At 44.3% G+C, this 26,515-nt stretch carries 28 protein-coding genes; 25 read left to right on the forward strand and 3 right to left on the reverse strand.

From position 1 onward, the window contains the following. Nucleotides 1-4: 4 nt before the first annotated feature. Nucleotides 5-1,114 (forward strand): GH25 family lysozyme, encoded by a 1,110-nt coding sequence (locus tag HC026_RS02080; protein WP_168924328.1) that lies wholly within the window; start codon nt 5-7, stop codon nt 1,112-1,114. A 65-nt stretch (nt 1,115-1,179) separates the two neighbouring features. Here HC026_RS02080 and HC026_RS02085 read toward each other — a convergent pair whose 3' ends face one another. Further along, nucleotides 1,180-1,503, reverse strand: coding sequence for a hypothetical protein (locus HC026_RS02085; protein WP_168924329.1), 324 nt, complete (start codon nt 1,501-1,503; stop codon nt 1,180-1,182). Between the two features lie 189 nt (nt 1,504-1,692). Between HC026_RS02085 and HC026_RS02090 the strand changes: the two genes are divergently transcribed. From HC026_RS02090 to HC026_RS02110, 5 genes are all read left to right on the forward strand, one after another. Next, nucleotides 1,693-2,025, forward strand: coding sequence for a hypothetical protein (locus HC026_RS02090; protein ID WP_168924330.1), 333 nt, complete (start codon nt 1,693-1,695; stop codon nt 2,023-2,025). 215 nt (nt 2,026-2,240) lie between these two features. Then, nucleotides 2,241-3,143 (forward strand): ribosome small subunit-dependent GTPase A, encoded by a 903-nt coding sequence (gene rsgA / locus HC026_RS02095; protein WP_168924331.1) that lies wholly within the window; start codon nt 2,241-2,243, stop codon nt 3,141-3,143. 10 nt (nt 3,144-3,153) lie between these two features. Then, nucleotides 3,154-3,804, forward strand: a complete 651-nt coding sequence (gene rpe / locus HC026_RS02100; protein ID WP_168924332.1) for a ribulose-phosphate 3-epimerase — start codon at nt 3,154-3,156, stop codon at nt 3,802-3,804. After that, on the forward strand, nt 3,804-4,451 hold the full coding sequence (locus tag HC026_RS02105; protein ID WP_168924333.1) for a thiamine diphosphokinase: 648 nt from the start codon (nt 3,804-3,806) through the stop codon (nt 4,449-4,451). Before rpe ends, HC026_RS02105 begins: the two co-directional genes overlap by 1 nt. A 317-nt stretch (nt 4,452-4,768) precedes the next feature. After that, complete coding sequence (locus tag HC026_RS02110) at nt 4,769-4,987, forward strand: hypothetical protein (protein ID WP_168924334.1); 219 nt, start codon at nt 4,769-4,771, stop codon at nt 4,985-4,987. A 160-nt stretch (nt 4,988-5,147) separates the two neighbouring features. Here HC026_RS02110 and rpmB read toward each other — a convergent pair whose 3' ends face one another. Further along, a complete protein-coding gene (gene rpmB, locus HC026_RS02115) occupies nt 5,148-5,333 on the reverse strand; it encodes a 50S ribosomal protein L28 (RefSeq protein ID WP_089087725.1) in 186 nt (61 codons plus the stop codon). Between the two features lie 209 nt (nt 5,334-5,542). Here rpmB and HC026_RS02120 point away from each other — a divergent pair, with 209 nt between their 5' ends. The 19 genes from HC026_RS02120 to rplS all read left to right on the forward strand — a co-directional run bounded on the left by HC026_RS02120 (nt 5,543) and on the right by rplS (nt 24,856). Beyond that, complete coding sequence (locus HC026_RS02120) at nt 5,543-5,905, forward strand: Asp23/Gls24 family envelope stress response protein (protein WP_168924335.1); 363 nt, start codon at nt 5,543-5,545, stop codon at nt 5,903-5,905. 19 nt (nt 5,906-5,924) lie between these two features. Next, nucleotides 5,925-7,628, forward strand: a complete 1,704-nt coding sequence (locus HC026_RS02125; protein ID WP_168924336.1) for a DAK2 domain-containing protein — start codon at nt 5,925-5,927, stop codon at nt 7,626-7,628. A 154-nt stretch (nt 7,629-7,782) separates the two neighbouring features. Next, nucleotides 7,783-8,040: a hypothetical protein gene (locus HC026_RS02130; RefSeq protein ID WP_168924337.1), complete on the forward strand. Its 258-nt coding sequence runs from the start codon at nt 7,783-7,785 to the stop codon at nt 8,038-8,040. A 223-nt stretch (nt 8,041-8,263) separates the two neighbouring features. Continuing rightward, a complete protein-coding gene (gene recG / locus HC026_RS02135) occupies nt 8,264-10,297 on the forward strand; it encodes an ATP-dependent DNA helicase RecG (RefSeq protein WP_168924338.1) in 2,034 nt (677 codons plus the stop codon). Nucleotides 10,298-10,312: 15 nt separating this feature from the next. After that, complete coding sequence (gene plsX, locus HC026_RS02140) at nt 10,313-11,350, forward strand: phosphate acyltransferase PlsX (protein WP_168924339.1); 1,038 nt, start codon at nt 10,313-10,315, stop codon at nt 11,348-11,350. A 71-nt stretch (nt 11,351-11,421) separates the two neighbouring features. Next, the gene (gene acpP, locus HC026_RS02145; RefSeq protein ID WP_168924340.1) at nt 11,422-11,667 is read left to right on the forward strand and encodes an acyl carrier protein; all 246 of its coding nucleotides are present in this window, start codon (nt 11,422-11,424) and stop codon (nt 11,665-11,667) included. 102 nt (nt 11,668-11,769) lie between these two features. Then, nucleotides 11,770-12,471 (forward strand): ribonuclease III, encoded by a 702-nt coding sequence (rnc, locus tag HC026_RS02150; RefSeq protein ID WP_168924341.1) that lies wholly within the window; start codon nt 11,770-11,772, stop codon nt 12,469-12,471. Nucleotides 12,472-12,495: 24 nt separating this feature from the next. After that, nucleotides 12,496-16,047, forward strand: a complete 3,552-nt coding sequence (gene smc / locus HC026_RS02155) for a chromosome segregation protein SMC (protein WP_168924342.1) — start codon at nt 12,496-12,498, stop codon at nt 16,045-16,047. A gap of 20 nt (nt 16,048-16,067) precedes the next feature. Beyond that, nucleotides 16,068-17,468, forward strand: coding sequence for a signal recognition particle-docking protein FtsY (ftsY, locus tag HC026_RS02160; protein WP_168924343.1), 1,401 nt, complete (start codon nt 16,068-16,070; stop codon nt 17,466-17,468). A gap of 284 nt (nt 17,469-17,752) precedes the next feature. Next, entirely contained in the window at nt 17,753-18,094 is a 342-nt protein-coding gene (locus HC026_RS02165) for a putative DNA-binding protein (protein WP_168924344.1), read from the forward strand. An 18-nt stretch (nt 18,095-18,112) separates the two neighbouring features. Continuing rightward, nucleotides 18,113-19,561, forward strand: a complete 1,449-nt coding sequence (gene ffh, locus HC026_RS02170; RefSeq protein WP_168924345.1) for a signal recognition particle protein — start codon at nt 18,113-18,115, stop codon at nt 19,559-19,561. Between the two features lie 68 nt (nt 19,562-19,629). Beyond that, on the forward strand, nt 19,630-20,787 hold the full coding sequence (locus HC026_RS02175) for an ATP-binding protein (protein WP_168924346.1): 1,158 nt from the start codon (nt 19,630-19,632) through the stop codon (nt 20,785-20,787). Nucleotides 20,788-20,802: 15 nt separating this feature from the next. Further along, nucleotides 20,803-22,053, forward strand: coding sequence for a vWA domain-containing protein (locus HC026_RS02180; RefSeq protein ID WP_168924347.1), 1,251 nt, complete (start codon nt 20,803-20,805; stop codon nt 22,051-22,053). A 3-nt stretch (nt 22,054-22,056) separates the two neighbouring features. After that, on the forward strand, nt 22,057-22,344 hold the full coding sequence (locus HC026_RS02185) for a hypothetical protein (protein ID WP_168924348.1): 288 nt from the start codon (nt 22,057-22,059) through the stop codon (nt 22,342-22,344). Between the two features lie 143 nt (nt 22,345-22,487). Then, nucleotides 22,488-22,763: a 30S ribosomal protein S16 gene (gene rpsP, locus HC026_RS02190; RefSeq protein ID WP_054656367.1), complete on the forward strand. Its 276-nt coding sequence runs from the start codon at nt 22,488-22,490 to the stop codon at nt 22,761-22,763. Between the two features lie 9 nt (nt 22,764-22,772). After that, nucleotides 22,773-23,030 carry a KH domain-containing protein gene (locus HC026_RS02195; protein ID WP_089109470.1) on the forward strand — a complete coding sequence of 86 codons (258 nt, stop codon included), beginning with the start codon at nt 22,773-22,775 and terminating at the stop codon, nt 23,028-23,030. Nucleotides 23,031-23,094: 64 nt separating this feature from the next. Next, nucleotides 23,095-23,616 (forward strand): ribosome maturation factor RimM, encoded by a 522-nt coding sequence (rimM, locus tag HC026_RS02200; RefSeq protein WP_168924349.1) that lies wholly within the window; start codon nt 23,095-23,097, stop codon nt 23,614-23,616. After that, on the forward strand, nt 23,616-24,380 hold the full coding sequence (gene trmD / locus HC026_RS02205; RefSeq protein WP_168924350.1) for a tRNA (guanosine(37)-N1)-methyltransferase TrmD: 765 nt from the start codon (nt 23,616-23,618) through the stop codon (nt 24,378-24,380). The genes rimM and trmD overlap by 1 nt, the downstream gene beginning before the upstream one ends. Before the next feature lie 113 nt (nt 24,381-24,493). Next, complete coding sequence (gene rplS / locus HC026_RS02210) at nt 24,494-24,856, forward strand: 50S ribosomal protein L19 (RefSeq protein WP_168924351.1); 363 nt, start codon at nt 24,494-24,496, stop codon at nt 24,854-24,856. A 74-nt stretch (nt 24,857-24,930) separates the two neighbouring features. On the opposite strand, the gene HC026_RS02215 is transcribed toward rplS, so the two are convergent. Beyond that, the gene (locus tag HC026_RS02215) at nt 24,931-26,352 is read right to left on the reverse strand and encodes a C69 family dipeptidase (protein WP_168924352.1); all 1,422 of its coding nucleotides are present in this window, start codon (nt 26,350-26,352) and stop codon (nt 24,931-24,933) included. Nucleotides 26,353-26,515: the final 163 nt, after the last annotated feature.

Genomic DNA, 26,515 nt, shown 5'->3' on the forward strand with positions numbered 1-26,515 from the left:
TACTATGGCTCAATATTTTATCGACACCGCATCTTATCAGCCACAGACCTACAGCTATTTCCTAGATAAGCGACAACGTGGCGCTAAAGGAGTAGTTGTTAAGACCTCTGAGGGCGGTTATGGTGGTACACCATACGTTAATGGGCGTGGCCATGACCAAGTAATTAATGCAAAAAAGGCTGGCTTAAAGGTGGCCTTGTACCACTATGCTCGGTTTAACAGTGTTAGATACGGCAAGCATGATCCAGCCAGTGAAGCTGATTTAATGGTCAACACTGCTCGTTCGTGGGGCCTAGGTAAAGATACTCTGATGGTTCTTGATGCCGAGGACCCTTCGTTACGTCATCAAGTAAGTACAGATGCCGCTTTATTTTTTAACGAATTAAAACGCAGGGGTTTTAAGCATTTTGATATTTACGGCCCAGGCTCATGGTTCTGGGCTCGTCGCTTGAAGATCGGCACCTCGTATCATTTAGGCGGCTGGCCGGCATCTTATGGCAGTTCCAGCTCTGGTGTGTCTGGAGCTAAAGCTTGGCAGTATACTGACAATTGGAAGGGGCTTGGCGTGGATGGTTCGTTGGACTATGGCGGCCAATACACCACGGCTGCCAGGACATCGGCTAAGCCGAAAAAGATGACTAAAGATAACGTCCACGACTATTACTTTACTTACAACCCTGGACGGATCATCACCAAGACGACCATCTACCAGCACAAGACAGGTTCCTTGAAGAGCAAGTCTAACCGTGCTTTAAAGCTGCCAGCAGGCACAGCGGTGGATATTAAGGCCGTCCACACCTTCAGTCACTCAGTCGTTCCGTATTTCGAGTTGGCTAACCATACGTACATCACAGCTAGCCGGGAAGCCGTCACAAATGCTTTTTACGAAAGCTCGGAGTTAAAGGCTATCAAAGTCATTAAGCGGACAAATTTATATCACGATTTGCAGCGAACTAAAGTGGTCAAACGTAAAGGTTTGAAGTCTACGAAGTGGCCAGTTGGAACGCCATTTACCGTTAACAAAGTCATTCCGTACAAGGGTGCTTGGATTTTAAAACTGGACAACGGGTTCTACTGCACGGCCTACAAACAATATGTAAAGAAAATTAAGTAACACAATAAATAAGTAATCTCGATAAGAGCCTCCTAACCGCAATGGTTAGGAGGCTTTTTACTTATCTACGAGAACAATAAATTCTTCTTAACATAGATGCAAGAGTGGGGAATAAAGATGTCGTTATAATATGATTTGCTTGAAGAAACTAAGGGGCAGCTTTTATTAAGCATAATCTGGCGATAAAGGGTTCCTGCAGGTAATATGTAAGTATTAGACTGGTTATGAGTTTTTGCTTGATACCAATCATATTGAGTGCCTTTAAAATTGGCTGGAATAGTTAATCCAACGAAACCATTTCGGGCAGGCTTGGCATCCGCCCAAACTGTCCTTTCATAACCATTATCTAAAATAACTACAACTGGAAACATTTGTTCACTTAAATTCATTTATGTAACTCCTATCATTTTTGTTATAGGGTTAATAGCCAGTTAACAACTATTCCCTATACACTAATAGTATAAAAGTTTGTCGAAATGAAACGAAAATCACTGAGTAAGAGTTTATGCTGGTAAATTTGTTGATTACTTGGTATACTCCAATCTGCTTTAGTCAATCCCAGCTCGAAAGGACGACCAATGAAATTTTATATGGCCATCAGTGCTTCATTTAACGAACCTCGCAAACGCAAGTTCCGAAAAAACCGCAAAGATTTGTTTGATATTGTGGTTGCTAGGATCAATGAAATCCAACCTAGCAAAGGGGGAGAAAATCTTCTTCATCTTAAAGTTGGATATATCCCTAGTCATATTTATGAGAGTATCCCAATTAATGGTGTAGATGTAGATCGCTTTGAATTAGGGAACAACACGTACAGCGTGTTTCAATCAATTAACTTTAAAGTTCAGACTCAGGAACAAGCAAATGACATCATAGAAATGCTGAATAACGAATACCAAGTCATTAAGTGATATGAAAGCCACCCAACGAAATTTGAGCGGTTTTCTTCCTATTAAATTATGTAAATTTCCACCCCGGAATTTTTTATGGGTTAGCCAAAATGGAAGCCAATTTTTATTTATTTTCGCTAAACGCTGTTAAATCAATGGACTTAGACCCTATAGTTCTTTTATAATAAAAAAGGACTGGTTTTTAATTATTCAGAACTATGAAAGGTGGCGTTGATGTGGCGGAAGGCCAAATTCGACAATCGTTAAGCGGTTTCTACGATGTGATGACAGATTCAGGAACATTGGTGCGAACCCGGGCACGGGGGAATTTTCGGAACCGTAAAATTACCCCGTTGGTGGGAGATCGAGTTGTAATCGATGCTCCCAACGACCATGAAGGCTATATTTTAGAAGTTAAACCAAGGCATAATTCGTTGCTGAGACCACCAGTTGCTAATGTTGATCAAGCGATCGTGGCAACCGCCGTGCGCGAGCCGGCGTTCTCAACCAACTTATTAGATCGACAGCTTTTGGCACTTGAAATTGCGGATATTGAGCCGGTGATTTATTTAACCAAGACGGATTTGCTGACATCTGCTGAACAAAATGAGTTTGCCAAGTTAGCCGAAGATTACCGTGAGATCGGGTATCATGTGGTGTATACAGCAAGACCGTTCTCAACGGCGGCAATTCAAGAAGTTGACGATTTGCTGGCGGGTAAAGTCAGCGTCATCATGGGACAAACGGGTGCTGGCAAATCCACGCTGCTGAATCATGTTGCACCTAACTTAGAGCTTGAAACCGGTGAAATTTCGGCTAGTTTGCACCGTGGAAAGCACACGACTCGTCGTGTACAGCTGCTAGAAGTAGCTGGAGGGTTGATTGCTGATACGCCAGGCTTCTCTTCTTACGACACATTTACATTGGACCCCAGAGAACTTGGTAAGTACTTCCGCGAGTTTCGTCGGGCTTCTGTTAACTGTCGATTTCGTGGCTGTGTTCACGTCAATGAACCAGGCTGCGCTGTAAAGGCAATGGTTGATTCAGGTGATATTTTACAAAGTCGATACGATAATTATTTGCTGCTGTATCAAGCTCTGAAAAATCAAAAACCAAATTATCGCAAATCTGAGAAATGAGGGAATAGATATGAAAATCGCACCATCAATTTTAAGTGCTGATTATGTTAATCTTCAAAAGGATATTGAAATCGTGGATAAGGCGGGAGCTGAATACCTCCATATTGATGTTATGGACGGTCAGTTTGTCCCTGCTATCTCATACGGTCCAGGTTGGTTAAAGGCAATTCGCCCAATTACCAACATGACCCTGGATGTTCACCTAATGGTCCAAAATCCAGAACGATTCGTTGAACAATTCGCCGAAAACGGCGCAGACATTATTGGTGTCCACGTTGAGGCAACACCACATATTCACCGTGCATTGCAATTGATCAAGAACGCGGGTGCTAAGGCCGAAGTTGTGATCAACCCAGGTACGCCAGTTGAAGCAATCAAGCCATTGTTATACATGGTTGATCAAGTATTAGTCATGACGGTCAATCCTGGGTTTGGTGGGCAAAAGTTCCTGCCTGAGACTCTGAAGAAGATCACACAATTAGACCAATTAAAGCAAACAGAAGGCTATGACTTTGACATTGAAGTCGATGGCGGTGTTAAGAACAACACAATTGTGGATTGCCAAAAGGCTGGTGCAACGGTTGCTGTAGCTGGGTCATACGTGTTCGATGGTGTTGATCCTGCTGCTAAAGTCAAAATCTTAAAGGATGCGACGAAGTAATGAAACATCTCAACTTACTGGTAGGTGGTCCTACCAGCCAATGGCCTGACCAGTTAACTGCCGGTAAGGTGTCTGGTGATTGGATTGGCGTCGATCGTGGTACACTACGGTTGTTAAATCTAGGCATCAAACCGCTGGTGGCCATCGGGGATTTTGATTCATTGTCTGCCGATGAATTAAAGCGGGTCAAGAGTGCTGTTTCTGACATTCGTCAGGCTATTCCAGAAAAGGACGAAACCGATACGCAACTTGCAGTCACGGTTGCCTTGCATGAATACCAGTATGATCGTTTAGATATTTACGGTGCCACTGGTGGCCGTCTAGATCATTTTTTGGCAAACTTCTGGATGGTTTTGGAACCCCGGTATCGGCAGTACGCGCCCAAGATTCGCTTTATCGACAAACAAAATACCATTACCTTCTTTGCACCGGGTGCGTACGAGATTACAAAGGAACCAGACAAAAAGTATCTGGCTTTCGTCACACTTGAAAAGGTGGATAATCTCACCCTGCCGGATGAAAAGTATAATTTGAAGAACGAAAATGTCACCCGGCCAATTTCTTATGCAAGTAATGAATTTGTTGGCGATAAGGGTCATTTCTCTTTTGATAGTGGTATGGTTGCCGTTATTCAGAGTAAGGATTAATCGTTTACAAAAAAATATTGATCAATATTTTTGATTTGTGAGCGTTAGTTCCCGTCATGGTGTCATATGGCGGGAACTTTTTAAGTGGAATGCAGATTTCTGAAGAAAAATGAAAGTGAGCGACTAACGTGGCATTTCAAACACACTATAATTTTGGCGGTGCCAAAACCCATAATGGTGGCAGTAAGTCAGCCGCTAAAAAAGTACTCAAGCAACTTTGGCAATACATTCAGGGGTAGGGTGCTCAGCTAAGTGAGCCAGTTTCCGTTGAACAAATTGCAGCACTGCAACATCATTTGTTGGCGTACGGCACCCGGATGGTCAACAGTTACCGCGTTTCTGGCGGCCGTTACGACGCAGAACTAAGACAATACATCACTGATTGTTGTGCGTACTTAAACCAGTTTCTAACCGATGCGCCGTCTGCCTCCGCTGAGAAACTGCTTGCAGGAAATCGACAGACTTTCATGATTGATTTTGAACACGAGGTTAATCAACTGATCCGCCAGTATGAAACTGCGATTGCTAAGGCATGATCTCTAGTTGTTGGAGATTGAGGTCACTGTCACCATTAATTTCAAGCCAACAAAAAAACCACTGTCAGCGAAGTTAATCACTAACAGTGGTTCTTTTGGTTGAAAGAATAATTTTAAAAATTCACAAAAAAAGCTTGGCAATCGTGCCAAACTTTCTTAACTAAACTCGAGTCACTTTACCTGACTTCAAAGTCCGTGCAGAAATCCAAACCTTCTTAGGCTTGCCATCCACTAAGATCCGAACCTTTTGCAAGTTTGGCTTCCATGAACGCTTTGATGAATTCAAGGCGTGAGAGCGCTTGTTACCGAAACGGGTGCGCTTGCCGTTAATGAAATCTTTTGCCATTGGTAACTACCTCCTTTTAGACTTATCTAAAAAACGTTGCTTTTTAGCTCACTAAAATAATTTATCATAGACCCAATCGGAATGCAATAGTTTTCTTTCAAGTAATTTTACTTGACAGCAACAAAGTCGATTAATTATGATAACGGTAATACGCAATTTGTGGTAATATAAATTATCGTGAAGACTAGTATGCAAGGAGGCTACTTGAGATGGCCGTTAAAATTAAAACAAAACATGGCTTGATTGATATCGATAACGATGTCATTGCTACAGTCGTCGGTGGTGCTGCCACCGATTCATATGGCGTTGTAGGAATGGCCAGTAAGAACCAACTTCGAGATAACGTTAATGTTATCTTGAACCGGAATAACTATGCCAAGGGTGTTGTTGTTCGTCAGGAAGATAATGGTGTCGCTGTTGATGTGTACATCATCGTTAGCTACGGAACAAAGATTTCTGAAGTATCCAGAACAGTTCAATCGAAAGTAAAGTACAATTTAGAAACCATGCTTGGAATTACCGCTAATGCTGTTAACATTACAGTTCAAGGCGTTCAAGTATTAAGTGAGTAAGAAGCGGAGGATAAAGTTGTTGCAAACGAAAGAAATAACGAATCATGAGTTCATCAAGATGATTGAGGCTGCGTCAGCATTCCTTGATCAAAATGCCGAATTCATCAATTCATTAAACGTGTTTCCGGTGCCCGATGGTGATACTGGGACCAACATGAGTTTGTCGTTGGATAGCGGCTTAAAGTACGTTAATGAATCGAGTAGCACCAAAGTCGGTGAATTAGCTCAGGCCCTCGCAAAAGGACTGTTAATGGGTGCCCGGGGAAACTCTGGTGTTATTTTATCGCAAATTTTTAGGGGATTTTCAAAGGACGTCGCTGAAAAAGAAACGCTGTCAGCTACTGATTTAGCAGACGCCTTCGCTGCTGGTGCTCAGACAGCTTACAAGGCCGTTATGAAACCTACTGAAGGAACAGTCTTAACCGTTGTTCGGGAAGCTGCTAAGGCCGCTCGTAAGACGGCTGCTCGCGAGGATGATATCGTTGCCGTTATGGATGCCACTTATAAAGCTGCGGATGCGGCCTTACAAACGACGCCTGATTTATTGCCCGTTTTGAAGCAGGTCGGTGTGGTTGATTCCGGTGGTCAGGGCTTAACTTTTGTGTTCCAAGCTTTTGATGATGTTTTAAACGGCCGTGAAACGGCTCAAAAGGGTGCACATCAGCCTAACCCAACCGAGATGGATGAAATGGTCGATGCAGAGCATCATCGCAGTGTGCAGGGTAAATTGAACCCTGACGACATTGTCTATGGTTACTGCACGGAGATTATGGTCCGAATTGGCCGGGGCAAACAGGTCGACCAGAAGTTTGACTACGATACCTTCTATAATTACCTTGCTAAGTTGGGCGATTCCCTATTAGTGGTCAATGACGATGAAATCGTGAAGGTCCACGTTCACACTGAACACCCTGGTAAGGTTATGGCTTGGGGTCAAGAATTTGGTGATCTAGCTAAAGTCAAAGTCGACAATATGCGTTTGCAGCAGGAAACCATCATCGAAAAAGACGACGAAACTGCTGAAAAGCAAGTACCAGTTGCCACTGCAGAGGCACCAGCCGAAGCACCTGAAACAGCTATCATTACGATTGCTGCAGGAAAAGGGATGCAGACATTGTTTGAGAGCCTAGGTGCTACCACCGTTATCGCTGGTGGTCAGACCATGAATCCAAGCACTCAAGATATCGTCGAGGCGATCAATAACAGTCATGCTAAGCAGGCAATTATTGTGCCAAATAACGGTAATATTTTCCTTGCTGCTGAACAGGCGATTAAAGTTGTTGATATTCCGGCTGTAATTGTCCACAGTAAGACAATTTCACAAGGGATGACTGCCTTACTCGGTTTCGAACCTGATCACACCCTCGAAGAGAATCAAGAAGCCATGGAAGATAACTTAACCACTGTTAAGAGTGGCGAAGTGACCCATGCTATTCGGGATACGCAGATCGATGGTTTTGATATCAAGAAGGGCAACTTCATGGGCCTGATCGACGGCAAGATTGCCATTGTTACTGATAATGTCGAAGAAGCTGCTATCCAAATGGTCAATAAAATGATTGATGACGATAGCGAGATTGTGACGATCATTTATGGTGCTGACACTGATCAGCAAACGGCAGAGCATGTTGAAACTGCTGTTGAAGAGCTGGATGATGAACTGGAAGTAGAAGTTCACGAAGGCGACCAACCCGTCTATCCGTTTGTGATCTCAGTCGAATAATTGCTGTTTGTTTGTGTCTTTAACACCTTACAAGTTTAAAAGTAATGATGTTGTTTAGTGAGATTTGTTTTGAGCCTGCTGACCAATCTGGTCGGAAGGCTTTTTGTATTAGGTGGTTTAGGCTTAAGGCATTAATTGAAAGGGGAATCCAATCATGGATCAACAAATTGTGACAGTAGACGGTATACAATACGTTATTACCGAACCCGCGACCGGCGAAATCTTTGAAAGTACGGTGATGGGCGTCAGCGAAACTATTAAAACACTTAACGGTAAGGGTTATCAGCTTAACGGTGATCAAAAAAAGCTATACGAAATTGAGTGGCTGCTTGATGGGGATTTAAACAGCGATGATTTTACAAAATGGGTCAAGGATTGGCACACAGCTGATGCTGCCCTAGAATTAGATTAGTGGTGATTAACAGCCGTACTAAGGTGTACCGCTAATTTTGCAACTGGTCTTTTCAATTTATTTCGATTATAATGTATGACGTTATAAATAGAGATGCGAGTTGAGATTGAATGTTCAACTACTATTTCTGCTTGGATTAAATTTTAACTCAGTTGTCGATTAAAGGTGGCGGCGCAATTGAACCGCCACTTTGTTGATTAGTTTCAAGTTGGGAGGGAGTCACGTGGCGTTAACAGATTCCGTAACGGGTTTGCCTGGCGTTGGCCCCAAAAGAGCGCAAGCGTTGGCAGACCTTGGAATTACGACGATCGAATCGTTGCTGACTTACTACCCGTTCCGTTACGAAGATCTACGTGTGAAAGCGCTGGACGAAATTGGTGACCAGGAACAGGTTACTTTAAAGGGAATTGTGGCCGCGCCACCAACTGTGAGCCAGTTCGGCCGAAAGAAAAGTCGGTTAAACTTCAGGTTGTTAATTGGCCAAGACGTTGTTCCAGTGACATTTTTCAATCAGCCATGGTTAAAAAATAATATTGAAGTAGAATCGCCAATCATGGTATACGGTCGTTTCGATGCCAATCGGAAACAACTTAACGGTATGAAAATTTTGAGTAGTGGTAAGACGGATCCGATGGCTTCGGTTTATCCATCGAACTCAGGTATTCGGCAAAAAACGATACAGCAGCTAGTGGTTGCTGCCTGGGACCAGTATCATACCGAAATCGTTGATTTGGTGCCGACTGAGATCAAAGCACACTACCGGTTGCTTGACCGGGACCAGATGATTCATGACATGCATTTTCCAAAGGATTTGAAGGCTGCTAAGGCAGCTAGACGATCGGCTAAATTTGAAGAGTTTTTCCGCTTCCAAATGCAATTGCAAATGCTGAAACGACGGGATGAAAGTCAAGTCGGTATTTCGATTGATTATGATAATCATAGACTGCAGCGATTTGTTCATGAGTTACCATACGAGTTAACTGGTGCTCAAAAGCGAGTGGTCAACGAAATTTGTGCAGACTTAAAACGGCCAATTCACATGAACCGGCTGCTTCAAGGTGACGTCGGCAGTGGTAAGACGGTTGTAGCTGCCATTTGTATGTACGCTGCCATTACCGGTGGCTATCAAGCCGCGCTGATGGCGCCTACTGAAATTCTGGCAGAACAACATGCTAATAACTTACAAGCTTTATTTGAAGGCTTACCGGTCAATATTGTGCTGCTTACTGGTTCAACTAAACCTGCAGTACGAAAAGAAATCCTGCCAAGAATTGCTTCGGGTGAAATCAACTTGATTATTGGAACACATGCCTTGATACAAAATGGTGTTGATTATCATCGCTTGGGGTTAATCGTGATTGACGAGCAGCACCGGTTTGGAGTCGCCCAGAGGCAAGCTTTGCGGCAAAAAGGTGACAATCCGGACGTTTTAGCCATGACCGCTACTCCGATTCCAAGAACCCTAGCAATTACCAGTTATGGTGAGATGGATATTTCAGTGATTGATGAATTGCCGGCTGGTCGTAAACCAGTCACTACCCGGTGGATCAAAAATGCGCAGATTGATTCGGCTATTCAATTTGTTTTGCGGGAATTGGCTGCTGGCCACCAAGCTTACGTTGTGACGCCCTTGATTGAAGAATCTGAGGCAGTGGATATGAAGAATGCCCAGGCAATTTACGAACGGTTTTCAACGTATTTCTCACCGCACAATTACCAAGTTGGTTTGCTGCATGGTCGCATGAAAAACGATGAAAAAGACGATGTGATGCAGGCCTTCAAAAATAATCGCTATCAAGTGTTAGTCGCAACTACCGTCATTGAAGTTGGTGTGGATGTCAAGAATGCAACCGTCATGCTGATTTATGACGCTGATCATTTTGGCCTCGCTCAACTGCATCAATTACGTGGCCGAGTTGGCCGGTCTGACCAGCAATCATACTGTATTCTAGTGGCTGATCCTAAGAATAAAAACGGGGTTGACCGGATGCGCGTAATGACTGAAACTAATGATGGTTTCGTGGTCTCGCAAAAGGATTTGGAGTTACGCGGCTCAGGTGATGTGCTGGGAAAGAAACAATCTGGCTTACCCGACTTTAAAGTGGGTGACCCAGTTGCTGACCTCACTATGTTGAGCGTTGCCCAAGACGAAGCTAAGAAATTGACTAGCATGCCTGAGTGGCAGCAACAGCCGGAAAATGCGGCCTTAGTCAGTTACCTAAAGCAAGCTGAAGAACATGCCTATATGTTTGATTAAGAGAGGATGAAAAAATTGAGAATCGCAGTTGATGCCATGGGTGGAGATTACGCCCCTAAAGAGGTTGTTGCAGGAATTGAATTAGCCCGTGACCGCTATCCGGAAATTGAATTTGATTTGTACGGCCAGACTGATAAAGTGAAGCCGTTTTTGAATAATGAGGAACACATCAGTTTAATTCAAGCAGATGAAGTTATCACTATGGAAGATGAACCCGTTCGTGCTTTACGTCGAAAAAAGCAGTCCAGCATTGTGTTGGCCGCTCAAGCCGTTCGTGATGGCAAAGATGATGCCTTTTTCTCTGCTGGAAATTCTGGTGCGCTTCTGGCAGCGGGGTTATTGATTATTGGCCGGATCAAGGGAATCGATCGCCCTGGATTGACGACGACGTTACCAGTGTTAAATAAGCCAGATCAAAATCAATTTTTGATGTTGGATGTGGGTGCCAACGCCGATTCGAAGCCGTTTAATTTATACCAATACGCAATCTTAGGAAAATACTACGCACAAACAGTGATGGGTGTTAAAAACCCACGAATTGGGTTGTTGAATAACGGTACTGAAGCGGATAAGGGTGACCTGGTCCACAAAGCGGTGCATGAATACTTAGCTGGTGCCAAAGACTTGAACTTTATTGGTAACGTAGAATCCCGCGAACTGTTAAACGGTGCGGCGGATGTTGTGGTTACTGATGGATTCACTGGTAACGCTGTTCTTAAAAATACGGAAGGTACCGCGTTGTCGATGCTGAAATTAATCAAGCACAGTATTATGAATGGCGGTGTTTCCAGTAAGCTTGGCGCCCTCATGCTCAAATCAACCTTCAAAGAAATCCAGAATCAAATGGATTATTCTAAGTACGGTGGCGCTGTGTTACTAGGTGTTAAGGCGCCAGTGATTAAAACGCACGGTTCTGCAAAAGCCACGACCATTGCTAATACCATTGGCCAGATCAAAACGATGCTGGAAAACCATTCGGTGGACAACGTCGTCAGCTACTTCAATGATCACAGTGAGGAAATGGCGGCTGCTAAGGCTGAGATGCAGAAGTAGACAGGTAGTTCTACCGTTTCCAAACAGTTTGTGCTAAACTGATTGATGAACTAAATAGGGTGAGGTAAATTATGTCAAAAGACGAAATTTTTAATAAGATTGCTGACATCATCGCGGATCGCTTTGAAGTTAAACGTGATGCAATCACGATGGACTTGAACTTTAAAACTGACCTTGATGCTGACTCCATTGATTTTGTAGAATTTATTCTGGAACTTGAAGATACATTTGGTGCGGAAATCTCAGATGATGCAGCTGAAAAGTTGAACACTGTGGGAGAAGCAGTGGACTACATTGCCGCTAATGGCGACAAGTAATCGCATTGTCAAAGAATAGACGGAAAGGTTGCGGTGAAACGATTTGTTTTATCACAGCCTTTTTCCTTGTATCGTTATAATGAAAAAGGAGCGTTATTGATCTTGATAAAGGGATTAGACGATTTACTCAAACAGAATTTTAATATAGTCATTAAAAATAAGGGTTTACTAGACGAGGCGTTTACACAGGCTTCCTACGTAAACGAGCATCCCAACGAAAATTTGAAGTTTTATGAACGAATTGAATTTTTAGGTGATGCGGTCATGCAACTGGTTGTTTCAGATTATATTTATAAGCGTTATACCAAAATGCCTCAAGGCCGGTTGACCCGGCTTCGGGCTGCCATGGTAAACGAAGAAAGTTTTGCTAGTTTTGCCCGTGAGTGCCATTTTGACCAGTACATTAGGCTTGGTAAGGGTGAGGAGAAAGCGCATGCTCGAGAACGTGACTCATTACTCTGTGATATTTTTGAATCATTCATTGGCGCTTTATACCTTGATCAAGGAGTGGAACCAGTCCGTGCGTTTGCTGCTCAGGTTATTTTTCCAAAACTTGATGAGGGTCGATTCGATGAATTCTTTGATCACAAGACCGAACTGCAGGAAGTTGCCCAGAAGAACGGTCCCGTCTCAATCGATTACGAACTGTTAGACGAAAATGGTCCCGACAACGACCGCGCGTTTAAAGTTGCGGTCAAAATTGATGGTAAGGAACTCGGCGTGGGCGTTGGCCATTCGAAGAAAAACGCGGAACAAGGGGCCGCAAAACAGGCGTTACTCAAGCTTGAACCAGAGCAGGCCTAATTTGAAAGTAAGTGGGGAGCAATTATGAAACTAAAATCGCTAGAAATTAGTGGTTTCAAGTCGTTTGCGGACGATACCAAAATCGAATTTGAAGACGGTGTCACTGGTATTGTTGGCCCCAATGGGAGTGGCAAAAGCAATATCAGTGAAGCGATTCGGTGGGTTCTAGGGGAACAGTCTGCCAAAAATCTGCGTGGTAGCCGAATGCCGGATGTCATTTTTAATGGCTCTACCAAACGAAAACCGTTGAATCGAGCTCGAGTGACCATGATCTTGGACAATTCTGATCACTACCTTAAAACGGAATATACCGAGATCAACGTCACCAGAAAGCTCTTTCGAAATGGTGAAAGTAATTATCAGCTTAATGGGCAGGACTGTCGGCTAAAAGATATTTTGAATCTTTTCATGGATTCTGGAATTGGTGATAATGCTTTTTCTATGATCTCGCAAGGTCGGGTCGAATCGATTTTCAATAGTAAACCTGAAGACCGTCGATTCATTGTTGAAGAACTCATCGGTGTTTCGAAATATCGCCTTGGGAAAGAGAAAGCTAAGCGGGAGTTAGACCAAACCGCTGGCTATCTTGACCGTGTAAATGATTTGATGACGGAACTGAGTAGTCAAATCGAACCTCTGGCCCAGCAAAGCAGTTTGGCTAAGGAATACGTGGCTCAAAAGAAACAGTTCGATACCCTTGACCAAAGTCGAATCGTCCTCGAGATTGAGTCACTGCAATCCGATTTAAAAACCCAGCAGGCACAACTTAAAGAAAAACAATCCCGGGTTGCCGACACCAAACAACAATTGGCAAACAATGCTGCTCAGTTAGATGAAGCCCGTGACACAACCAACCAGTTATCCAGTAAAAAAGATGATACCAATCAGCAGTTACTTGATGTGACCTCGCGTAAACAACAGGTGGTTGGTGCACGAGCACTGGATTCTGAACGTCAAAAGCACCAACAGGAGACCTTGGGCGAGCTATCTAATCGCATAAAGGCATCGCAGGAGAATTTAAAACAAGCACAGGCGACATTAACGACCACTCAGAGTCAATTAACGGAACTAAAAGCCGCTTTGAAACAAGATCGTGCCAAGGCAAAGCAGTTGAAATTACAGCTGGCGGATTTGGACGAAGCAAAACTGGCGGATGAAGAAGATCAATTGCAGAACAACTACATTGACCAATTGCAAGCTATCACGACTCTGCATAACCAAAAGCAATACCTGGAGAAGAATCAGCAACGGGCAACTTCTGAAAGTCAGCAAGCTGATCAGCGATTACACAGCTTGCAAACAGATCTCAAAGAACAGCAAAAACAGTTAGAAGTCGCCAATCAAAAGTTGCAATCACAGCAGCAACAATATGATGAGCTGCAAGAGAAGTGTCAAAAATTGGCCGCTGCACATGAACAGCGACAACAGCAGATTGCACAGTTGAATAATCAGTGGCTATCGGCTTTAGAAGTCAGTCAGCAGGCAAAAGCGAGATTAAAGAGCCTTCAAGAGCTTGCTCAAAATTATGCTGGGTTTTATCAAGGGACGAAGGCCGTATTGAAAGCTAAGGATCAGCTATCAGGTATTATTGGTCCGGTCGCAGAGATTTTACAGGTTCCCGAGAAGTACACTAAAGCTGTCGAAGCGGCAATCGGCGCTCAGCAGCAACACGTTGTGGTCAGTGATGAAAGTGCCGGTAAAGCGGCGATTCGCTATTTGACGCAAAATCAATTGGGACGTAGTACATTTCTGCCATTGACTAAAATTAGAACCAGTCATGTTGCTGAAAACATTTTAGTGAAGTGTCGGCAGGCACCAGGTTTTCTAGGAGTTGCGGCCGATTTAATCCACGTGTATGATGAGCGGTTGCAACCAGTCGTTGACCACTTATTAGGCAACTTAATTTTTGCAGCTGATTTGAACGATGCGGTTGCATTGGCTAACCTGATTCAGCATCGCTATCGCATTATCACGTTGGCCGGAGAAGTGATTTCTACTAGTGGCGCAATGTCTGGTGGAAAAGATAAGCGAGAACGTCACGGTATTTTAAGTCAAAAACAAGAACTGACTAACTTACAGTTGAATGTTAATCAAATGGCAGCGCAACTTGCCGCTAAGCAAACCGAGTTACAGCGTCTCAAGCATGTACAGGAATCCGATAATCAATCTGATTACCAAGATCAGCTGAATGCCTTGAATGTGACTCGTCAGCAAGCTGAAAACCAAGTCAAATTATTGTCTGATCGGGTGAGTTCAGTAAAGAAACAAATTGCGGTACATCAAGCGCAGTGGGGGCTCAACCAAGAAGGCGAGGATTTTGCTACTCAGCTGAAGCGCAACCAAGAAGAAACCGCGCAAGCAGAGCAAAAACTGGCTACCCTTAAGGACCAGATTGCAACGCTTAAGACGCAACAAGCTCAACGCAGTCAATCAGTTCAGCAAATCAGCGCGGAGTATCAGGATCAACGAGCAGTAGTCACCACCAAGTCGGTTCAAGAAAAACAACTGGAAAAAGAAGCTGCAGAACAAGTTGCGCATGTGTCAACAGTTGCGCATGAAATTGAAGCGCTTCAAAATCGAATCGATGCTTTAACTGCGGAAAAATCTGAAATGGGCGCGTCGACTCATGATCATGAAGCAACTTTAAAACAGCTCGCTGAAAAGGAATTCCAATTAAAGGAACTGTTAAAACAGCTTAATCAAGATTTGGGCACAGCTAACGACAAGCAGGCGACGCTAGAACGGTCAAATCAACTCGCAACCGAAACACTTAACAACGAGCAACTAGCCGCGCAAAAGCTTGATATCGCATGTTCAAGGCTCAGCTCGCAACTCGATCAACGCCAAAATACGCTTGCTGAAACCTACCACGCTAGTTTTGCGTTTGCGAAACAACACCAAGTTGACCTACCTCTCGACCAGATCCGCGAAAAGCTGAAATTGCTGAAACGTGGCCTGGATGATTTAGGTGAAGTCAACGTTTCAAGTATTGATGAGTATGACCGAGTAAAATCACGGTATGACTTCCTGACGCAGCAAAGAGAAGATCTCAGTGCGTCTAAGAATAATCTCTTGGACACTATGAACGAAATGGATCAGCAGGTTATTGGGCGCTTTGATACCACGTTTAAGTTACTGAATGAGCAATTTCAGGAGACTTTCACTAAAATGTTTGGTGGCGGTCAAGCTAAATTAGTCTTGACCGATCCAGAACATTTGCTCACTACGGGAATCGAAATCATGGCAGAACCACCTGGAAAACGGTTGCAGAGTATGCGATTATTGTCAGGTGGTGAACGGGCTTTAACTGCAATTACTTTACTATTTGCCGTCTTGCGGGTTCAACCGGCACCGTTTTGTGTGTTAGACGAAGCCGAAGCAGCTTTAGATCCAGCGAATACTGGCCGTTTTGCCAGCTATTTAAACCATTTTGATGATGATACTCAGTTTATTGTGATCACCCACCGGAAAGAAACCATGGTTCAAGCTGACCGGCTTTATGGGATTACCATGCAGGAATCTGGTGTGTCAAAATTGGTTTCAGTCGATCTCGATAAAGTACCAACTCAAAGATAATAAATGAAGGACGTGATTTTGTGGGATTATTTGATTTTTTCAAACGCCGTGCCAAACAAGACGAATCGGAAAAGGCAACTGAGGAAAAGGCCGATGCTAAAACTAGTCAAATCAGTGACTCAGCTGACGATTCAGACGTGTCTGATGCACAGCTCACTGAAGCGTCGTCTACAAATGTGGAAGCCCAATCTGAGGTGAACGATTCGGCTGCAGTGACTTCTTCTGAAGCCATTGATCAAGTTACAAGCGAAGCCGTAGCGACTGAATCAGTTGATACGCAAAGTTCAATCTCGGCAGAAGCCAATGAAACCGTTGTCGCACAGCCAACGAACTCTGACGAATCCACTAACGCATCTATGGAAACCGCAGCTGTGACTGAACAGCCACAGCCTGATTCTGAATCTGTGGTCGAAGAAACAAATCAACCTGTCTCTGAACCAAAACCAGAAGATGACTCCGCTAAAGCTGACCAGACTGAACCCACTGAAGCGGAGCGGTATGATAAAGGGCTTGAAAAATCTCGCTTGACGTTTGGTCAACGGTTAAACCACCTATTAGCCAATTTTCGATCAGTTGATGAGAGTTTCTTTGATGATTTGGAAGAAACCTTAATCGGTGCGGATGTTGGTTTTGATATGGCCATGAAGATCAGTGACGAATTGCGCGAAGAGGTTAAGCTCAAAAACGTCAAAAAATCAACGGACGTTCAAAACGTTGTGGTTGAAAAACTGATAGAACTTTATGACCAAGCGGGCACTGACGAGCATAATGGTTTGACCTTTGCCAAAGAGGGTCCAACAGTGATCCTCTTTGTTGGGGTTAATGGTGTTGGGAAAACCACCACGATTGGGAAGATGGCTAACCTGTTTAAGCAACAAGGCAAAAAGGTGCTGTTAGCCGCTGCTGATACGTTCCGTGCTGGTGCGATTGAACAATTAAATGTTTGGGCACAACGAGATGGTGTGGACATCGTCAAAAAACCGGAACAAAGCGATCCATCTGCGGTGGTTTTTGACGCGCTGAAAAAAGCAAAATCGGAAAATTACGATATTTTATTCGTTGATACCGCGGGTCGATTACAAAACAAAACCAATTTGATGAATGAATTAGCGAAAATGAAACGGATTATTACCCGTGAAATCCCTGATGCCCCTCAAGAAGTCCTTTTGGTACTGGATGCCACTACCGGTCAAAATGCTTTAAACCAAGCCAAGATGTTTAAGGAGGCTACTGATGTTTCCGGCATCGTGCTGACAAAACTTGATGGAACAGCACGTGGTGGTATCGTCTTGGCTATTAGAAACGAACTTCATTTGGCGGTTAAATATGTCGGTCTTGGTGAGCAAGTTGACGATTTACGACCGTTTGAACCTAGTGAATTTGTCTATGGACTGTTCAAAGGTTTAATTGACGTTAAATAACGGCAAAGCAAAGATGTGACGTCACTCGGTAGCTCCTGGTCATATAACACCAACAGCGTCATTCCGAAAGTGCTTCGTCGGGATGGCGTTGTTTGTGGTGTTGCCTGAGAACTCTGGATTGTCAGACAGGTAAAGCCGACATTCAAGTACTGAGCTAATGCCAATATCAACTTTAGCCTCAGTCAGTTTCTGATTTTTTACACGAAACCCTATCGCTATTGTGAGGATTTGGTATAATGAATGAGCTGGGTTAATGAATTGTGGACGCAACTGGAGGCATCAACGTGGAAATCGAAAAAAATAATCGGATCAATTCGCTGTTTGCCTTTTATCAACCGCTTTTGACCAACAAACAAAATGACTACATGCAACTCTATTACGGTGACGACTATTCATTAGGTGAAATCGCTGAGGAGTATCATGTGAGTCGGCAGGCGGTTTATGATAATATTCGTCGGACTGAAAAAATCCTTGAAACCTATGAAAAAAAGTTGTCTCTTTTATCGGAATTCACCAAGCGAAATCAATTAGCGGATGACATTCAGAGCTACGTTGCTAAACAATATCCAGATGATCAAAAACTTAACCAGCTGGTTCATCAATTAGAATCAGCTGAAGAAGAATGAAAGTTGGGTGCATAATAAATGGCATTTGAAGGATTAACAGAGCGTTTACAAAACGCCATGAAGAAGCTTCGTGGTAAGGGAAAAATCTCCGAATCTGATCTCCGGGATACCATGCGAGAGATTCGGCTCGCATTACTGGAGGCTGACGTCAACTTTGACGTTGTTAAGGATTTCGTTAAAACCGTCCGTGAACGCGCTGTCGGCGCCAAAGTGCTGGAAGGGTTAAATCCCGCTCAGCAAATCGTTAAAATTGTTGATGAAGAATTAACTAAGACCATGGGTGAGACCGAAGTGCCCCTGAATAAATCACCGAAAATTCCAACCATTATCATGATGGCAGGGCTTCAAGGTGCTGGTAAAACCACCACTGTTGGGAAACTGGCAAACCGCCTTAAAACTGAGGAAAATGCCCGGCCATTGATGATTGCAGCCGACGTTTATCGGCCTGCTGCCATCGATCAATTGGTGACGGTCGGTAAGCAGATTGACGTTCCCGTGTTTGAAATGGGGACTGATACTGATCCCGTAGAAATCGTGCGCCAAGGTTTGGCTAAAGCCGAAGCCGATCACAATGATTACGTTTTTATTGATACTGCTGGTCGATTGCAGATCGATGAACAACTCATGGATGAACTGGCGCGAATCAAAGAGTTGGCTAATCCGACTGAAATCATGCTGGTCGTGGATGCCATGACTGGTCAAAACGCAGTGGCTACCGCACAAGGGTTCAACGATAAACTCGACGTTACCGGTGTTATCCTCACCAAATTGGATGGTGACACGCGTGGCGGGGCTGCACTGTCTATACGTGCCGTTACTGGTAAACCCATCAAGTTCGTTGGTGAAGGTGAAAAGATGTCTGATTTGGACGTCTTCCATCCTGATCGAATGGCTTCACGGATTCTGGGTATGGGGGATATGTTATCTCTGATTGAGAAAACCCAGAAAGAGTATGACGAGAAACAGGCGCAAGAATTAACCGAGAAAATGCGGGAAAATTCATTTGACTTCAACGATTTCTTGGATCAAATGCAGCAGATTCAAAAGATGGGCCCGATGGATCAAATCATGAAGATGATTCCAGGGATGGCTAATAATCCGGCACTGGCAAACGCTCAGATGGATCCAAAAGATATGGACCATATCAAGGCTGTCATTTATTCTATGACTGAGCAAGAACGGACTGAACCCGATGTTTTGAACCCATCTCGTCGGCGTCGAATCGCGGCTGGTTCTGGTCGACCGATTCAAGAAGTTAACCGGATGATCAAACAATTCAATCAAATGAAGAAAATGATGAACCAAGTTTCAAAAGGCAACTTCTCCGGCATGGAGGGCATGATGAACAACGCTGGTATGGGTAATGCTCTTGGTGGTAAAATGGGGCAAATGGCAATGAAGTCCATGTCCCGGCGGATGAAGAAAAACAAGAAACGCCGTAACAACTTGAAGCGGCGACGAAAATAAGTAGTGGGTCATTGAGTCGGGGGTGAAAACCCTGGGCTCTTTTTTGAAAATGGGAAGAAGGCTGATAAATGTTATCATTTCAAGAGTTATTGAAAGCAATTCCGGTTGTGATTGAAGCTGGTAATGTGCCCGCAATTGTCGGTGAAGCTGGAATCGGAAAGTCAGCATTGGTTCAAACAGTTGCTGACCAGATGGACGCGAAACTTTATACCACGGTTGTTAGTCTTTCTGAAAAGGGGGATCTCGCAATTCCTGTTCCACCAATGACCGATAGTGCCTTTGTCAAAACTTCACAGTACGGTGAGTTGGCGGACGTGAAATATGGCTACACGCATACGCTGATAGAAATCATTCAATGGGCTGAAGCGCACCCCAATCAACCCATTATTTGGTTCCTTGATGAATTCAACCGGGGAACGCAAGCAGTTCAAAGCGAGCTGATGAACCTTGTTTTACAGCGCCAAATTAATAATTTACGCTTGCCAGATTCAGTTCATATGATAATCGCTGAAAACCCTGACGCCACCATGGCTGGCTTTGAAACCAGTGACTATGGCGTGACGGTGGGTGATGCCGCCATCAATGACCGAACAGTGCGGCTGGTGATGCGGGCAGCTGCTTCGGATTGGCTTGAATGGGCAAAATCCAACGGGCAGATTGTTAAGAGCGTTTGCCGGTTTATTGAAGAAAACCCGCAGGAATTAGCGCCGGTAGACCATGATACTGATTTATATCCTACTCCGCGAGCATGGCAGCGGGTCTCGCGGAATTTACAAACACTAAGTGACTTGCCAACAGAGGATCAGCAACGAATCCGACTGGATATTTTACAGGGCGATTTAGGAGTGACGGTTGGACAGAGCTTCGAGCGGTTCATTAGACAGCAAAACGTTGGGCTCAGTGCACCGGAAATTTATGCCGGTAATTCATTAAGTCCAGCCGTTGCTCAAATTTTTACCGAGTCCGGAATCGACCAACAACAATCAATCATGAACAGCCTGATTCAACAAGTTGCCCAGTATCCGTTAACGGACGACTCACACGCTAGTCATTTCACCGCATTATTAAACTTGATGCCGGTGGATGCCCAATTCGCCGTCGCACTGAAATTGGCGGAGGTTCCTGAGCTGTTAGAACGGTTGTACCAGGCCGCTCAAGAACACCCACTGGTTAAGCAGCTATATGATCAATTAACTGCCATCGGGCTAAAAAACAACCTTGACTGAGAGAGGGTTTGAGACATGTTTTACACGCGATTGCATGCATTAGCTCACGAGCAAAATTCACAAGAGCTGCAGCGGCAAACCCGAGCACTATTTCAAGCAGTGACCAGCCAAATGCTCAACAGTCAACGTTTTTATGGCGAATTGTTGCTGCGATTGGATAAGCGAGCTGATACGGGACTTGCTTCGGCTATTTCACTAACGACAGCTAAACAGCCGGTCTTGCTGATCAACCCAGTGTGCTTAAGTGAGATCATTCGTTCTGACCAGGATCTGTTGAGCTTAATTCAGCATGTCGTGAGTCACTTAGCTTGGCAACATCCAATGCGTTATGCAAAACAGGGTGCTGATCCGTTGGTGCAACTCGCAACGGATATGGCCGTCAACGATCATTTGATGTCATTGTATCCGGGAGCAATTACCCGACAGCGCGTTAATTTCAAACTCGACCTACACTTAGCAGCAAATCTTGGCTCATCGGAATATTTAGCACAATTAAAGGATGCTATTCGTCAAGATCAAAGCGGAACAAAGGCGCGACAAATCAAACAAATTTTAGGACAATCACCAGAAACTCACCTTGGCTGGCAACGGTTAAATAACGATTCAGCACTCCAATTGAATCAAATGGTTGCGAAATCCTGGCAGGAAACCCCTACCAAACAGCGAGGATTGTTACCAAGTAAACTTCAGCACCGCTTAAACCGGCGTCCAGCGACGTTGACATTGGACTGGCGGTCATTGGTCATGGTCGGCTTAAACGGCCCTCAAAAGCGACAGGAGCCTGCATTCAATCGATTTAATCGACGCCAGCCCTACCGACTGGAATTACCCGGAGTAACTCGGACAGCAACCCGTCAGCTTTACCTGTTTGTCGATCAATCAGGATCCATGACAGATGCCGAGGTTCAAAACATCCTGGCTCAGATTGTTCAGTTATTAAAACGATATCGTGATAAAATAACGGTAATTCCCTTTGATGCGTCAGTCCATGACGAACATTTGCAGGCGATTTCCCACAGCAGCCGGATTTTATTTCAACGGGTTGCTGGCGGTGGCACGGCTTATCAGTCGATTTTTGATTGGCTGATCAAGCGGGGAGCGACCGATGGGAGTGCCTTGGTATTGATTTTAACTGATGGTCATGGTGAAGGAGTCGTCAACACCCATGGATTAACCAATATCATTTGGGGGCTGACCACCACTAAGGCGGATCTTTCAGTGAAAAAACCAGTTGGTAGATTAACCGTCATTCGTGAAAGGAAGTAGCTTATGCTGACAGCTCAGCAATTACGTGCCGTTATTCAACAAAATATGCCCTTCAAACGAGCGCAATCGATTTTGCAAAATGACTGGCAGAACATCGATGATCAAAATCCCTTAGCAAGACAATTAATGACCATAGAAGATCTGCAATTTGCTCTTGCCTTGCAAAATTGTCAATCCGAGACTCAGTTTACTGATACGAGAGATTATGCCAGCGTCATGTCGTTTGTGAATCAGCACCAAGACGATTTAGCTCCCGGTAGTCGAGATTTTTTACTTCGTGGGTTTAAGTGAATTTACTTGTTACGCATTGTTTTGAAAAGGTTATTCGTGCTTACGGCCACATTGTTTTCAGGTGTAAAGAAAAAAACCTTTACAACCTACTAGATAACTGGTATATTATTTATCGTTGAAAGAATTAACAGGAGGTGTCATGCATGTCAGTAAAGATTCGTTTAAAGCGGATGGGTTCTAAGAAGCGTCCATTCTACCGTATCGTTGTTGCGGACTCACGGAGTCCTCGTGATGGTCGTTTCATCGAAAAAGTTGGGACTTATAACCCACTTGTTGAACCAGCTCAAGTTGAACTTGAAGAAGAGAGTATCATGAACTGGTTAAACAACGGTGCCCAACCTTCAGATACTGTTCGGACCTTGCTTTCCCAAGCAGGTATCATGAAGAAGTATCACGAAGCCAAGTTTTCAAAAAAGTAGTGATCAGTCATGACTGACTTTAAAAAATTAATTACCACGATTGTAACGCCCCTCGTTGAACACCCTGAAGCGATTGAGATTGAACGCGTTGAAACTGATCGGTTTTACGAGTATCACTTAACGGTTGCCGGTGACGATGTGGGTCGTGTAATTGGCAAGCGGGGGCACGTTGCTTCTGCAATTCGCACAATCGTATATAGCGTACGGATCAATGATCCCAAGCGTGTACGGCTTGTCATCAATGATGAGTCTAAAGCTCCCAAATGAGACTCGTTCTCGGGAGCTTTTTTGTTACTGTAAATAAATTACGCAGTGAAGGGCAGGTGCTTAAATGTACTATAAAGTTGGAACCATTGTTAACACTCACGGTATTCGCGGTGAATTGAGAGTCGTTGCCACCACGGACTTTCCTGAACAGCGTTTCAAAAAGGGCAGTCAATTGGCACTCTTTAAGAGCGATCACGATTCTAAGCCAGTCGGAACGATTACGATTAATAGTTCTCGACAACATAAGGGATTCATCTTGATTACATTAGCGGGCTATGACAACATTAACGATGTCTTAAAGTATAAGGGCATGGTCCTAAAAATCGCCGAAGAAAATCTGACGGATGACGACCTGGAAGACGGCCAGTATTACTATCACCAGATCATTGGCCTTAAGGTGCTTACCGAAGATGGCGAAGAACTGGGAACCATCAAAGAGATCATGGCGCCGGGCGCAAATGATGTGTGGGTAGTCGCTCGCCCAGAAAAGGATGACCTGTTGTTGCCCGTGATTGACCAAGTCGTTAAAAAGGTGGATTTGGCCGCTGGACAAGTGACAGTGGAATTAATGGAGGGCTTAGAATAATGCGAATTGATGTTCTCAGCTTGTTCCCCGACATGTTTGGGCCCTTGCATGACTCAATCGTGGGTAAAGCACTTGACCGCGATGAGCTTGAAGTAGAAGTGACCGATTTTCGCCAATATTCCACGGACAAACACGGGAATGTTGACGACTACCCATTCGGTGGCGGAGCTGGTATGCTGCTGCAGGCACAGCCAATTTTTGATGCGATGGCTGCGACTCAAAAAAAGGCGCAGGATTCTGGTCACGAAAAGGGTCGGGTCATTTTGACAGATCCTGCGGGTGTGCCCTTTACTCAAAAAGTGGCCGAAGACTTTGCTGGCGAAGATCACCTGACATTTATTTGCGGGCACTACGAAGGTTATGATGAACGCATCAGGTCACTGGTCACCGATGAAGTGTCCATGGGTGATTACGTGCTAACTGGTGGGGAATTACCAGCCATGGTGATGATTGATGCCATTTCCCGGTTGTTACCGGGAGTGCTAGGAAATGAAGACTCAGCGCCTGGCGATTCGTTTTCCACTGGGTTACTGGAATATCCGCAATATACCCGGCCAGCCGATTTTCGGGGAATGAAAGTACCAGACGTCCTCATCAGTGGTAATCACCAAAAAATCGATGAATGGCGCGAGATTCAGTCTTTGAAACGGACGCTGCTCAGACGACCAGATCTTTTGGATCAGTTAGAACTAACGGCTGATCAAAAACGAAAACTGCGTGATATTCAAATCGATTTAGAAGAGAACCAGCAGTCAGGTAAATAACCCTTTACTCACGTAAATAGATATGATATTGTAGTACATGGCTGTTTAGCCACAATTAACAATATTCCGCTGTCGAGTTCGAGTATGAATGTTGATTGAAGGAGAGAAACAACATGCGACAAAACCAATTAATCGAAAAGATCAATCAGGATCAATTACGGACCGATATTCCTAACTTCCGCCCTGGTGACACTATCCGTGTTCATGCCAAGGTTGTTGAAGGAACTCGTGAACGTATCCAATTGTTTGAAGGTGTCGTGATCAAACGTCGCGGTACTGGTATCCAAGCAATGTACACTGTTCGTAAGATTTCTAACGGTGTTGGTGTTGAACGGACTTTCCCTGTTCACTCACCACGTGTTGCCCAAGTAGAAGTTGTTCGTTACGGCCGTGTTCGTCGTGCTAAACTTTACTACATTCGTGCATTGCACGGTAAAGCAGCTCGTATCCCAGAAGCTCGTCGTCCTCGTAAGTAGTCGACAGTTCCTGTTAAAAAAGGCGTTCAAGCTAGCAATTGCTAACTTGAACGCTTTTTTTTGAACCGATTTTCTCACAAATTCAAATCTTGTTTATAACGCAAAGGTGATAATGCGGTTGCTTGGGTAATTAATTTAGCTGATAGTTCACGGTACTTCTCAAGAGCTAATTTGGCATTTTTCGAACTTTCCGCAGTTAATGCAGCGCTCAATTCTAGTCCGTTAAGATGCCGTGTCTTCTGATCAGTCTGAATCACGGAGCTAGCAAAGTGCTGATTGAGTTCCTGCTGTACTTGTTTCAACTGCTCGCCAAACAACTTGTAATGTGGGTCAACCAGAACGCCAGTCTGCTTGAATACCCAGTAGGCACTGTCCGGGCTGTAAGTTTCAAGTCCGCGTTGATAATCAACCGGCGTCTCAGTAATTCCAGCATAGAAGGGAACGTAGACGCTTTGGGCTGCCACACCCATTGCCAGCCAATGAATGCCTGACAGTTCCGGTTGAGCATACTGTCGTAACTGCAAAACGTGTGATTCTTGAGTGGTGGCTAAACTGACTGGACGGAACCGTTTCTTTTCCTCTGGCGTCCCAGTTCCAATCGGGTCATAGGGCGTTTCTTGATAGTGAGAACTTAGAAATGCTTTTGCGTCTTCCACCGATAACAATTTTTCAGCTTGACAGATGAACGGTAACGTGTGGCTATTCGTGGCTTGTTCAATACTGGGATTAAACATCTTCTGGCCGTACCAGACTCGGGGTAAATTGTAATAAGCATCCATCTGGTTATTAGTGCCGAAAATCTCTCGAAAATTGAATCCTTCTCGGCGAGGATTTAGCGCATATTTTTCAACAAATGATTGAATTCCAGTGTGCCACATGAAATTGTCAGGATCAGTAAAATCAATGGTTTGAATCGCCATTTGATTAGCAATCACTGCATAGCTGTCATCGGGTATTCTCTGAGCGACCCAATAGTGACCAGAGCCGGTTTCGAAGTACCAAGCTTCGTTGCGATCAGCAAATAAGACGCCATTGGATTCGCTGGTGCCATATTGAGAAATAATGGTCCCTAACCGATTGACTCCTTCTCGAGCTGTTTTAATGTATGGCAGGGTCACGGTCACCATGGCCTCTTCGCCGATGCCGTCTTTGACTAGCGGATCTGCGGCCAACACGCGATCATTGGCATAGGTGCTCTCAGTAGCGCTCATTGCAACACCATACTGATTGATGCCGTCTTCTTCAAACAAGCCGTATTTATCGCTCCATTCAGGCGTTGCGGTATATTTAAAAGCTTCGTTTGGCAAGGGCATTTGAAAACCGTTATCCGTTGATTTAAAAGTCGCATTGATTGTGGTCGCAGCCGGATGAACAACAAAATGTTTTGGCCAAGCTGGTCGTGAGTCTTCGTTACGTCCGATCATTACCGATCCGTCCACAGAGGCTGCCTTGCCGATCAGAATACTGGTACAAGCAGAATAAGGTGTTAATGACATACTGATTCCTCCAAATAAAGATGATTAAAAGCATTCTACCATAATTACGACCAAAGCATGGTATCATGGTTCAAACTTAAGCGTTTCAAGCGCATTAAAATAGGCAGCAGCATCAAAATATGATTCAATTAGACTTGTGTTTCAAATCTATTGGAAGGGTGGC

Origin of the sequence: Secundilactobacillus angelensis, from assembly GCF_012641075.1 — a bacterium.
Lineage (GTDB): Bacteria > Bacillota > Bacilli > Lactobacillales > Lactobacillaceae > Secundilactobacillus > Secundilactobacillus angelensis.